The sequence below is a fragment of the Pseudomonas sp. Eqa60 genome, assembly GCF_018326405.1.
Classification (GTDB): Bacteria; Pseudomonadota; Gammaproteobacteria; order Pseudomonadales; family Pseudomonadaceae; genus Aquipseudomonas; species Aquipseudomonas protegens.
The window spans coordinates 4266643-4278828 of sequence record NZ_AP024342.1 but is presented as its reverse complement, the minus strand read 5'-3'; the positions used below and the strand labels follow the sequence as shown (position 1 = coordinate 4278828).

Sequence of the window (12186 nt, the reverse complement as noted above, 5' to 3'; positions counted from 1 at the left end):
TTTTGGGCAGTGAGGCGAATGCTCAGCGGGCGCGGGCTTCTGCGAGCCGTTGGCCGGGGTTGCTGCGCCCGGGTGCTTGCGGGCGGGTTTCCTTGGCGAACCAGGCGGCGGTCAGGCACACCAGGTTGGCCACCAGCAGGTAGCCCACTGGCGACATCGGGTTGCCGGTGGTGCCGATCAGCCAGGTGATGATGATCTGCGCCGTACCGCCGAAAGCCGCCACGCCAAAGGCATAGACGATGGAGAAACCGGTGGAGCGCACCGCCTTGGGGAAGCTCTCCACCAGCAGCACGATCAGCGCCGCGCCGCTCATGCCGTGCAGCCCGGACAACACGGCCAGGGTCAGCAGGAAGGTCGTCGGGCTGGGGTGCTCGGTCATCAACTGCAACGCCGGGAACAGCACCAGCAACAGCACCACCCGCGGCGCCATGAGGATGGTGCGGCGGCCGAAGCGGTCGCAGAGCATGCCGCCGGCAATCGCACACACCGCCATGGCTGCGCCGGCCACCAGGGTCGAGAGCATGGAGATGCTGGTGGGCAGTTTCAGTTCGGTGAGGGCGAAGGTGGTCATGTAGTTGATGAAGTACTGGGTGATGGTGCTGCCCGACAGAATCAGCAGCCCCAGCACCAGCGCCCGGCGATGCTCGCCGAACACCTGGCGCACCAGGCTGCCGGTGCTGGCTGTCTCACCCTGGCCGTGGAAGGTTTCCGCCAGGTTGCGGCGGATGTAGATGCCGATTGGCAGCACCAAGAGGCCGAACACGAAGGGCACGCGCCAGCCCCAGCTGTTGAGGTCCTCGGGGGACAGCACCTGGGTCAGGGTGTAGCCCACGGTGCCGGCGGCCATGGCGGCCACGCCCTGGGCCACCACCTGCCAGCAGGCGTAGGTGCCGCGCTTGTGGGCTGGCGCGGCTTCGAGGATGTAGGTGGTGGCGGGGCCGGCCTCGCCACCCCAGGCCAGGCCCTGGATCAGCCGAGTGAGCACCAGCAGGATCGGTGCGGCGATGCCGATGCTTTCATAGCTGGGCAGGATGGCGATGCTGCCGGTGCCCACGGCCATCATCACCAGGGTCAGGAGCATCGCCGGCTTGCGCCCGACGCGGTCGGCGTAGGCGCCGATCAGCACCGCCCCCAGGGGCCGCACGATAAAACCGACACCGAAGGCGGTGACCGACAGCATCAGGCTGACAAAGGCGCTGTCGGAGGGAAAGAAGGTGTGGCCGATCATCACCGCAAAGGTGGCGTAGACCCCGAAATCGAAGAACTCCACGGCATTGCCGAGGATCACCGCGAATACGCTGCGCTTGCCTCCCGCCGCGTTGGGCGTTTCGGGCTCGGGTGTGGCGGATGGATTGGACGCTTGGCTGTGCATACTGGCCCCTCGAATTTTTATTCATAGGTTGCCCAGGCCCCGGGCGGCAAGGCCCGGGGCTGGGGTGAAGGTGGCAGTTTCGGTGTGTCAGTGGGACGGCGGATTTGGCCAGCTGTGGATCGCTCCGCGCCAGCTCTCATAGGTCTTGGCCACTTGCAGCAGCCATTGATCGGCAAAGCGCGGGGCGATCATCTGCAGGCCGATGGGCATGCCATCGGCGGCGAAACCGCAGTTGATCGACAGCGCCGGTTGTTCGCCCATGTTCCAGGGCAGGGTGAAGACGATGTGCTCGAACGGCTGCTGCGGGTCGTTGCTCGGTGACGGCCACTGGGCGGGAAAATGGTTGACCTGGTTGGTGGGCGACAACACCAGGTCGAACTCGCTGAATACCTGGGCGGCACGCCGACGCATCTCGAAGGTCTGGTTGAAGCCCAGCACCGCCTCGACCCCGGACAGGTCGGCCCCCGGCGCCGCCCAGTCGCGGATATAGGGCAGCACCTTGGCAAACTGCTCGGCGCCCAGGGCCGAGAGTTCCGCCCATTGCCGGGCGCGCCAGAAGCGGTCGAGGCCGTCCAGCTGCGCGCGGTCCATGATCGGCGCCAGGGTACGGACCTGGGCGCCGTGGCTCTCGAACAACCGCGCGGCCTGTTCCACCGCTGCGCAGACAAAACCTTCCGGCTGCAGCCCCGCGCCGGGTTCCAGCATCAGGCCGATCTTCAAACCGTTGACCGACACCGGCTCATCGCTCCAGTCGCCGGTCAAGGGCGGCAGGCTGGTGGCGTCCCGGGCATCGGGTCTGGCCAGGTGGCGCATCAGCAGCACCGTATCCTCGACGCTGCGGGTCATGGGCCCGGCGCAGCGTCCGGTGTAGTAGGGGTCGATGGGAATCCGCCCCAGGGTCGGCTTGAACCCCACCAGCCCGCACCAGGCGGCCGGCAGGCGCACCGAGCCGCCGATGTCGGTGCCGATGTGCAGCGGTCCATAACCGGCCGCGGCGGCCGCAGCGGCGCCGGAACTGGAGCCACCGGTATTGCAGGCGGTGTTCCAGGGGTTGCGGGTAATGCCGTGGAAGCTCGACAACCCCGAGGACAACATGCCGAAATCCGGCACCGTGGTCTTGGCCAGGATGATCGCCCCAGCCTCACGCATCCGCGCTGCGGGCGGTGCATCCTGCAACGCCGGCTTCAAGGTGGTGGCCGCGCTGCCCAGCGGGATTGGCGTGCCCTGGGTGGCGATCAGTTCCTTGATCGTCACTGGAATCCCGTCCAGCGGGCCGTTGGGCGCGCCCTTGTTCCAGCGCTCGGTGGCGGCCCGGGCCTGCAGGCGCACCTGTTCCGGATCGAAGGCGTAGAGCGCACGGATATGCGGCTCCCAGCGCCCGACATGGGCCAGCAGATGCTCGTAATAGTCCAGTGGCGAGAGGGTGCGGCTGGCGAATTGCGCCAGCAGCTGGGTGGTGGATAGATCGTGCAAATCAGTCATCGAACGCATCCTTGTGTCGGGCGTCAGTCGGGTTGCTGATGGCCCGACTGTATCGCTTCCACCCTAGCCCAACCATCACAAAGGACGCAGCCTGGTGTTGCGTTTTTGTGAGCACTGCAGCGGCGTATCCCTTGGCCCGATTGAATACGGCCCCACCCAATCGCGACGTTCTGTAGGAGCGGGCTTGCCCGCGAAGGCGGCCTCAGGGTTTGCACAAGGCCCGCGGGCCTCTTCGCCGGCAAGCCGGCTCCTACGGGATTCTGCACGATGCCGGAACCAGGTGTAGGAGCGAGCTTGCCCGCGAAGGCGGCCTCAGGGTTTGCCTAAGGCCCGCGGGCCTCTTCGCCGGCAAGCCGGCTCCTACGGGATTTTGTGCGGGTCAGTGTCGCAGGACGGGGGCTTGGGGGTGGGGGCTGGGGAACGCTTGTTCATAGGCCCGGCACAAGCGCAGCACTTGCTCATCGGCAAAGCGTGCGCCGACTACGTGCAGGCCCACGGGCAGGCCGTCGTCGGCAAAGCCGCAGGGCAGTGACGCCGCCGGTTGCTGGGTCAGGTTGAAGGGGTAGCTGAAGGGCGTCCACTCCATCCACTCCCCCAGGCCCGAGTCCGGTGGGACGTTATGTCCGGCGGCGAAGGCGGTCAGGGGCAGCATCGGCGAGAGCAGCAGGTGGTAGCGCTCATGGAAGGCGGCCATGTGGGCCACCAGGGCGGCGCGCGCCTCCAGGGCGGCGCTGTAGTCGCTGAGGCTGATGCCTTCGCCCTGTTCGGCGATGCGCAGCAGGCCCGGGTCCAGCAAGGCACGCTGGGCGGGGCTGAGGGCTGCGGTCAGGCGCGCCGCCCCGGAGAACCACAGGGTATTGAACATCTCCAGGGGATCACTGAAACCGGGATCGACCTGCTCGATCTGCGCCCCCAATTGCGCCAGGCGCTCCACGGCCCGAGCCACCACTCGCGCCACTTGCGGGTCGACCTTGACGTAGCCGAAGTCCGGGCTGTAGGCGATGCGCAGACCCTTGAGGCTGGCATTTTCCGGTAACCAGGGCGTGCTGCGCGGTGCGCCGAGCAGGCCGTCACGGGCATCCGGACGGGCCACGGTCTGCAGCATCAGCACGGCGTCATCGACGCTGCGGGTCATCGGCCCCAGGTGCGAGAGGATGTTCATCGCACTGGCCGGCCACTGCGGCACGTAGCCGAAGGTCGGCTTGATGCCGAAGGTGCCGGTGAAGGCGCAGGGAATGCGGATCGAGCCGCCGGCATCGCTGCCCTGGTGCAACACGCCGAGGTTCAGCGAGGCCGCCGCCGCTGCGCCGCCGGAGGAACCGCCGGCCGTCAGGCGAGTGTCCCAGGGGTTGCGGGTGATGCCGTACAACGGGTTGTCGGTCACGCCTTTCCAGCCGAATTCCGGGGTGGTGGTCTTACCCAGCAGCACCGCGCCGGCCGCGCGCATGAAGCCGGAGAAGGGCGCGTCGACTTCCCAGGGGCCGGCGGCCAAGGTAGTTTTCGAGCCCTTGCGGGTGGGCATGCCACGGGTCAGGGTCAGGTCCTTGATCGACGCCGGCAAGCCGTCCAGGGCGCCGCAGGGCTGGCCCTTGAGCCAGCGCTGTTCGGAGGCCCGTGCCGCGTCCAGGGCCCCTTGGTGGTCGATATGGCAATAGGCGTTGACCAGCGGATTGAAGCGCTCGATACGCGCCAGGGCGTCTTCGGTGACCTCCACCGGTGACAGGCGCTTGTCACGGTAATGGCGCAGCAGTTCGACGCCGCTCAAGGCGGCGATGTCAGTGGCTTGCTTCATAGCGATTGAGCTCCTTGAGCGGCATTGACCATGGCCCGCAGCAGGACCGCGCAGCCGTCGGCCAGGTCCTGGGGCGCGGCGTTTTCAATTTCGTTGTGGCTGATGCCGCCCTCGCAGGGCACGAAGATCATCCCTGCCGGGCCCAGCTCGGCGATGAAGATCGCGTCGTGCCCGGCGCCGCTGACGATGTCCATGTGGCTCAGCCCCAGGTGCTCGGCGCCCTGGCGCACGGCGGCCACGCAGGCGGGGTCGAAGTCCAGCGGCGGGAAGTCGGCGGTGGCGGTCAGCTCGAACGTTAGGCCGTGCTGGCGACAGCTGTCTTCGATCACTTGGCGCACTTCATCGACCATGGCTTGCAACCGATCGGCGTGCAGGTGGCGCAGGTCGAGGGTCATCTGCACCTGCCCGGGGATCACGTTGCGCGAGCCCGGGTGCAGGCTCAGGCAGCCCACGGTGCCGCAGGCATGGGGCTGATGGGCATGGGCGATGCGATTGACCGCGCTGACCACTTGCGCCGCGCCCACCAGGGCGTCCTTGCGCAGGTGCATCGGCGTCGGCCCGGCGTGGGCCTCGACCCCGCTCAGGGTCAGGTCGAACCACTTCTGGCCCAGGCAGCCCATGACCACGCCAATGGTGGTCTGGCGGTCTTCCAGCACCGGCCCTTGCTCGATATGCGCTTCGAAATAGGCGCCCACCGGGTGGCCGAGTACCGCACGCGGACCGGCATAGCCGATGCGCCGCAGCTCGGCGCCCACCGACAGGCCCTGTTCGTCCTGCTTGGCCAGGGTCTCGGCGAGGTCGAACTTGCCGGCGAACACCCCCGAACCCATCATGCACGGCGGGAAGCGCGAGCCTTCCTCGTTGGTCCAGACCACCACTTCGATCGGCGCCTGGGTTTCCAGGCCCAGGTCGTTCAGGGTGCGGATCACCTCCAGCCCGGCCATCACCCCGTAGCAACCGTCGAACTTGCCGCCGGTGGGCTGGGTGTCGATATGGCTGCCGGTCATCACCGGGGCGCGGTTCGGGTCACGCCCGGCGCGGCGGGCGAAGATATTGCCGATGCCGTCCACGCTGACGCTGCAGCCGGCCTCTTCGCACCAGCGCACGAACAGGTCCCGGGCCTGCCGGTCGAGGTCGGTGAGGGCCAGGCGGCATACGCCGCCCTTGGCGGTGGCGCCCAGTCGGGCCAGGTCCATCAAGGACTGCCAGAGGCGCTCGCGGTTGATCAGCGGGGCATTGCTTTGCAAGGACTGCAGTGGGTCCAGTCGACTGTTCATGGCATTTCTCCCGTCAGGCGCTCAGGGCCAGGTAGCGGTTCTTGATGGTCGGGTCGGCGCGAAACTCGGCGGCGCTGCCCTGGTAGACCACGCGGCCCTGTTCGAGCACGTAGTGACGGTCGGCGAGCTTGTCGCAGACCATCAGGTTCTGTTCCACCAGCAGCACCGGCAGGCCGTCTTCCTTGAGGGTGCGCAGGATTTTCACCAGCTCGTCGACGATCACCGGCGCCAGGCCCTCGGTGGGTTCGTCGAGGATCAGCAGCTTGGGGTCATTGAGCAGGGCGCGGGCGATGGCCAGCATCTGCTGTTCGCCGCCGGACAGGGCGTGGCCGGCGTTCTTGCGGCGTTCCTTGAGCCGAGGAAACATTCGGTAGATGTCGTCCAGCTGCCAGCGGCTGGCCTTGCGCTGGGCGATGCGCAGGTTTTCCTCGACGCTGAGCAGGCGAAAGATGCCCCGGTGTTCCGGCACCAGGGCCAGGCCCTGGCGGGCGATCTCGAAGATCTTCTGGCCCACCAGTTGCTGGCCGTTGAAGTGGATCTGGCCCTGGCGCGGGCAGATGATCCCCAGGATGCTGCGCAAGGTGGTGGTCTTGCCCGCGCCGTTGCGCCCCAGCAGGGTCACCAGTTCACCGGCCTCCACCTTGAGCGAGACGCCTTCGAGCACGTGGCTCTTGTCGTAGTAGGAATGGATGTTCTCGACGGTCAGCATCAGGCGGCTTCTCCCAGGTAGGCGACACGCACACGCTCATCGGCGCGCACCACATCCGGCGTGCCCTCGACCAGGATCTGGCCGTGGCTCATCACGGTGATGCGCTGGCTGATGGACATGACGATGCTCATGTTGTGTTCGATCAGCAGCACCGTGTGGTCGCGGCCCAGGTCGCTGATCAGTTGGGTCATGATCGGAATGTCGTCGATGCCCATGCCCGAGGTGGGCTCGTCGAGCATCAGCAATTGCGGTTTCGAACAGATCGACATGCCCACTTCCAGCACCCGTTGCTGGCCGTGGGACAGCTCGCCGGCCAGGGTCTGGGCCCGGGCCGTGAGTTGCAGGCGATCCAGCACTTGATCGGCCACCTCCAGGTGCTCGCGGCGGCTGTCCACGTGGCGCCAGAAGTTCAGCGCCCCCAGGCCGTCGCGGCCCTGGGCGGCCAGGCGCAGGTTCTCCCGCACGCTGAGGTTCTGGAACAGGCTGGTGAGCTGGAAGGAACGCGCCATGCCCAGGCCGACCCGGCCGTGGGCGGGTTTCTTGATGATGTTCTTGCCGTTGAAATGGATGGCTCCAGCGGTGGCCTGGCGTTCGCCGGTCAGGCAGTGGAACAGGCTGGTCTTGCCGGCGCCGTTGGGGCCGATGATGGTGTGGATGGTGCCGGCCTCGACCTTGAGGTTGACCCCGTTGACCGCGTGGAAGGCACCGTAGGCCAGCTCCAGGTTCTGGGTTTCCAGCAGGTACTGCGCAGGCTTGCTCATGAGCGTTTCTCCTCGGCCAGCAAGGCCGTCTTGCGTGAACCTTTGAGGCGTTCCGCCAGGCTCGACAAGCCGCCCCACAAACCGCCACGCATGAACACCACCACCAGGATCAGGATCACCCCCAGCAGAATCAGCCAGCGTGGCCACAGCTCGGAGAGGAACTCGCCCAGCAGCACGATGGCGCCGGCGCCGAGCAGGGAACCGAACAGCGAGCCGGTGCCGCCGACGATGGTCATGATCAGGATGTTTTCCGACATCGCCAGGTCGATGTTCGACAGCGGCACGAAGTGCAGGAGCATGGCGTACAGGGCCCCGGCAATCCCGGTGACCGCGCCGGAGAGCATGAACACCAGGATCTTGAAATGCCGGGTGTCGTAGCCGATGGCGGCGGCGCGGGTTTCGTTCTCGCGGATGGCCATCAGGGTGCTGCCGAATGGCGAGGCGATCACCCGCCGGGCACCGATGAAGATCAGCAGGAACAGCACCGCGACAAACCCGTAGAAATAGCGCGCGTCGGCCAGGGACAGCAGCACCGTGTCACCGATGCGGATCTCCGGGCGCGGCACGCTGAGCAGGCCGTTGTCGCCGCCGGTCCAGTCGCTGAGGGTGTAGGCGATGAAGTAGGCCATCTGGCTGAAGGCCAGGGTCAGCATGACGAAGTAGATGCCGGTGCGGCGGATCGCCAGGGCGCCCACCAGCAGTGCCAGCAAGGCTCCCACCAGCGCCGCGCCGAGCAGGGCACTGAACAGCCCCAGCTGCAGATGGATCATCAACAGGGCGGCGCAGTAGGCACCGGCGCCGAAGAAGATGCCCTGGCCGAACGACAGCAGCCCGGTGTAGCCCAGCAGCAGGTTACAGGCCAGTGCGGCTAGGGCGAAGATCAGGATCTCGCTGGCCAGGGTCGCCGACGGCAGCACCAGGGGCAGGCCGATCAGCACCGCGATCACCAGCCACAGCAGGCCGCGCGATTGAGTCTTGGCAAAGGGCAGGGGATTTTTCTCGCTCATGATCATGCTCTCCCGAACAGGCCGTAAGGACGCACCAGAATGACTGCCGCCATGGCGCCGTAGATCATCAGGCTGGCGCCCTGGGGCCAGAGGCTGGTCATCAGGCTTTGCACCACCCCACCAGCAGGCCGCCCACCAGGGCGCCGCCGAACGAGCCCATGCCACCGATCACCACCACCACGAAGGCCACCCCGAGAATCTCCGGGCCGACAAAGGGCTGGGCGCCGCGCAAGGGCGCGAACAGCACCCCGGCGATCCCGGCCAGGGCCACGCCGAGGGCGAAGGTCATGGAAAACAGGCGAAAGATATTGGTGCCCAGCAGCGACACGGTCTCGGTGCTTTCACTGCCGGCCCGCACCAGGGCACCGAAGCGCGTGCGCTCCAGCAGCAGCCACAGGCCCAGCCCCACCAGGGCCGAGAACAGGATCAGGAACAGGCGGTAGTAGGGGTAGACGAAGTCGCCGATCACCAGCACCCCGCGCAGCAGTTCCGGCACCGCCACGGCCTTGCCCACCGGGCCCCAGATCATCACGCTGGCTTCCTGGATGATCAGCGCGATGCCCAGGGTCACCAGGATCTGGAACATGTGCGGCAAGTGGTAGATGCGCTGGATCAACAGGCGCTCGATGATCCAGGCCAGGGCCGCCACCACCAGGGGCGCTAGCACCAGGGCCAGCCAGAAGTTGCCGGTCAGGCTGACGGCGGTGTAGCAGATGTAGGCGCCGAGCACGAAGAACGCGCCATGGGCGAAGTTGACGAAGTTCAGCAGGCCGAAAATGATCGTCAGGCCCACCGCGATCAGGAAGTAGATCATCCCCAGCCCGAGGCCGTTGAGGATCTGGAACAGGTACAAATTAAGCATGCAGGAACCCTCGGCAGGGAGCCCTTGGACGGAGCCCGCTGCCTGTAGCCAGCGATAGAAGTGTCGAGCGTCAGGCCAGGGCGCAGCCGGTGGTGCTGACATCCGGGAACGAGCGACCGGCGCTGAGCACTTCGGCCAGGTCGTCCTTGTCGCGCATCGTGGCGGCGGCCTTGCCCACCAGCAGGTAGTAATCCTTGATCACCTGATGGTCGCCGGCGCGGATGCTCTCCTCGCCGGTGGGGCCCTGGTAGGTCAGGCCCTGCATGGCCTTGGCCACGGTAGCGCCGTCAAAACTGCCGGTGGCGGCAATGGTGTCGAGGATGATCTTGCTGCCGATGTAGTCGGCGGCCAGCGGGTAGGTGGGGTTGATGCCGTATTTGGCCTGGGTCAGCTTCACCAGTTCGCGATTGAGCGGGGTGTCCACCTGATGCCAGTACTGCGCGCCGAGGTAGACGCCTTCCAAGACGTCGCTGCCCAGCTCCTGGAACTGGTCGAGCCCGGCGGACCATACCAGCAGCACCTTCATGCGTTCCTTGATGCCGAAGTTCACCGCCTGGCGCAGGGCGTTGGATGACTGGCTGCCGAAGTTCAACAGCACCAGCACATCAGGGCGGGCGGCGATGGCGTTGGTCAGGTAGCCGGAGAACTCCTGCTCCTGCAAGGAGTGGTAGCTGTTGCCGATGTGCTCGATGCCGTGTTCGGCACACACCTGCTTCGCCCCTTCCAGCAAGGCTTCGCCGAACACGTATTGCGGGGTGATGGTGTACCAGCGCTTGGCCTCGGGCAGCAACTTGATCAGCGGCACCATGGTTTCGCGGATGGCGCCGTAGGTTGGCACCGACCAGCGAAAGGTCGAGGCATTGCAGTCCTTGCCAGTGACCTCATCGGCGCCCACCGGGGTCATGAACACCCCGCCGACCTTACCCACCTCCTTGGCCACTGCCAGCGCCGAAGACGACAGGGTGCAGCCCTGGAAGAACCGCGCGCCGTCCTGGGCAATCGCCTCCTGGACCCGGCGCACCGCCTTGCCGGCGTTGCCCTCGGTGTCGATCACCTTGTAGTGCAGCGGTCGCCCCAGCAGGGTCGGGTACTGCTCCACTGCGAGGCGCGAGCCCATGTCGGCGAACTTGCCGTAGCTGGCAAAGGCGCCGGACATCGACTTCAAACCGTAAAAGGTAAAGGGTTCGGCGGCAAAGGCGTTGCGCACCCCCAGCCCGAGGCTGAGGGCACCGCTAACGGCCAGACCGGCTTTCAACAACGTACGACGCTGCATGGGGTAACTCCCTGGTTTAGTTATTGGCAGGAGTGGCAATGGCGAATCGACGTAGCAGCCTGTGTTCAGGCTTGTTATTGGCAAAGCGGTGGACGGCGGGCGCTATCGGTGGTGGTCGAACTCCAGCAGGAAGTGCTGGGTGACTTCGCCTTCCAGGGCGGTCATGTGGTGCTCGGCGTCGCACATGTGCTCGTGCATCAGCTGGCGTACTGCGCGTTCATCTTCGGCGCGCAAGGCCAGCAGCAAGCGTTTGTGGTAATCCAGGTTGGCGGCGTCGAACTGCTTGCGCTTGGGCTTGTAGGCCTTCTTCAGCACCACCAGGTCGCGCAGCAAATCGTTGAGAAACTGCGCCATGAAACTCAGCAGCGGGTTGGGGCAGGCCCGCCCCAGCAAATTGTGGAACTCCAGCTCGGCGATACGCTGCTCGCGCTGACCGGCCTCGCTGTCCTCGGGGTGGCTGCAGAAGTCGATGTTGTCCTGCAGGGCCTTGAAATCTGCCTCGCTCAAGCGCCCGATCACCGACACCGCCAGCTCCACCTCGATCACCTTGCGCAGCTGATAGACCTGCTCGCCGTCCATGTGCTGAAAGTGCAGGTAGTTGCGCAGCGCGCGGCTGGCTGGCTCGGTGCCGGCCTGGTTCAGGTAGGCGCCGCCGTTTGGCCCGGTGCGAGTGTTGACCAGCCCCTCCACCTCCAGCGCCTTGAGCGCCTCCCGGGCCGAGCCCTTGGAGCATTGGAAGCTTTCCATCAACTCCTTCTCGGTGGGCAAGCGATCCCCGGGGCGCAGGGCATCGGTGACGATGGAACGCTTCACCGACTCGACAATCACGTCGGAAAGCTTCTGGCGTTTGCGGCGAACGGGGCGTTTCAGCATGGGCGGCTATTTATCGTATTAATGCGGATAAATAGTAATAAATAGAGATGAGGGCGGCGCGTCAACCGCCTGGGGTCAGGGGGTGTCGTTTTTGGTGTTGAGGGGTCGTAGCTGGATAACCGAGCGGCCTCCACCCCCGTCCAACCCTCACGAAACCCGCAGGAGCTGGCTTCAAGGTTTGCACAAGGCCTCAGGGCCTCTTCGCCTGCAGGCCGGTCCCTACGGAATTTTGCGCGATGCCGGACGCTTGTGTAGGAGCTGGCTTGCCAGCGAAGGCGGTCGCAAGGCTTGCACAAGGCTGCGGGCCACTTCGCCGGCAGGGCAGGACTTCCTGAGTTTGCTGTAGGACTCAGGAGCGCGAGTGTGGATCAAGCGCGTCGCAGGTTTAATGGCCGGGCTCAGTCGAAGTCGATGATTGAACTGTGGCGGGTTTCGCGGTCGTGCAACTGGTCGATATTGGTTTCGTAGGTGCATTGGCCGCTGCAATGGTGCTCGTAGCTGATGCCTGGCTTGAATTGCAGTTTGAAGGTGGGCATGTCGCTCTGGGGCGCCGGGGTCTGGATGGGGGTGGCCGGTAACGGGGGCTGCGGGTAGCTCAGGTCAAGGCCTTCAGCCTGGGTCGAGAAGGCTGCCGCGAGCAGTGCGCCCGGGAAAAACGCTTTGCAACTGAACATCATTGAATCCGCATTGCCATAAAAGGGTTGCCGATTATAACGAGCCAGGGGCGAAAAATTTAGCCGTAATGGCTCTGGCCCGGATGCCTCGTGGGTTTTTAGGC

The 12186-nt window shown here is 65.8% G+C and carries 10 protein-coding genes and 1 pseudogene; all 11 read right to left on the bottom strand.

The window, feature by feature from the left end; all coding sequences use genetic code 11:
* Positions 1–22: 22 nt before the first annotated feature.
* Entirely contained in the window at positions 23–1372 is a 1350-nt protein-coding gene (locus KI242_RS19245) for a citrate-proton symporter (RefSeq protein ID WP_011061958.1), read from the bottom strand.
* 87 nt (positions 1373–1459) lie between these two features.
* Complete coding sequence (locus KI242_RS19240) at positions 1460–2854, bottom strand: amidase (protein ID WP_053152513.1); 1395 nt, start codon at positions 2852–2854, stop codon at positions 1460–1462.
* Positions 2855–3233: 379 nt separating this feature from the next.
* On the bottom strand, positions 3234–4646 hold the full coding sequence (locus tag KI242_RS19235; protein WP_123472715.1) for an amidase: 1413 nt from the start codon (positions 4644–4646) through the stop codon (positions 3234–3236).
* Positions 4643–5923, bottom strand: a complete 1281-nt coding sequence (locus KI242_RS19230) for a Zn-dependent hydrolase (RefSeq protein WP_053159302.1) — start codon at positions 5921–5923, stop codon at positions 4643–4645. Before KI242_RS19230 ends, KI242_RS19235 begins: the two co-directional genes overlap by 4 nt.
* A 13-nt stretch (positions 5924–5936) precedes the next feature.
* Complete coding sequence (locus tag KI242_RS19225; RefSeq protein WP_053152508.1) at positions 5937–6632, bottom strand: ABC transporter ATP-binding protein; 696 nt, start codon at positions 6630–6632, stop codon at positions 5937–5939.
* Positions 6632–7393, bottom strand: coding sequence for an ABC transporter ATP-binding protein (locus KI242_RS19220; RefSeq protein WP_053159300.1), 762 nt, complete (start codon positions 7391–7393; stop codon positions 6632–6634). The genes KI242_RS19225 and KI242_RS19220 overlap by 1 nt, the downstream gene beginning before the upstream one ends.
* Positions 7390–8400 carry a branched-chain amino acid ABC transporter permease gene (locus KI242_RS19215; RefSeq protein ID WP_011061952.1) on the bottom strand — a complete coding sequence of 337 codons (1011 nt, stop codon included), beginning with the start codon at positions 8398–8400 and terminating at the stop codon, positions 7390–7392. The genes KI242_RS19220 and KI242_RS19215 overlap by 4 nt, the downstream gene beginning before the upstream one ends.
* A gap of 2 nt (positions 8401–8402) precedes the next feature.
* Positions 8403–9262: pseudogene (locus tag KI242_RS19210) on the bottom strand (branched-chain amino acid ABC transporter permease).
* Positions 9263–9332: 70 nt separating this feature from the next.
* Entirely contained in the window at positions 9333–10535 is a 1203-nt protein-coding gene (locus KI242_RS19205) for an ABC transporter substrate-binding protein (protein WP_019094326.1), read from the bottom strand.
* Positions 10536–10637: 102 nt separating this feature from the next.
* A complete protein-coding gene (locus tag KI242_RS19200) occupies positions 10638–11408 on the bottom strand; it encodes an FCD domain-containing protein (RefSeq protein ID WP_011061949.1) in 771 nt (256 codons plus the stop codon).
* Positions 11409–11806: 398 nt separating this feature from the next.
* Positions 11807–12082, bottom strand: a complete 276-nt coding sequence (locus tag KI242_RS19195) for a hypothetical protein (protein ID WP_169893492.1) — start codon at positions 12080–12082, stop codon at positions 11807–11809.
* Positions 12083–12186: the final 104 nt, after the last annotated feature.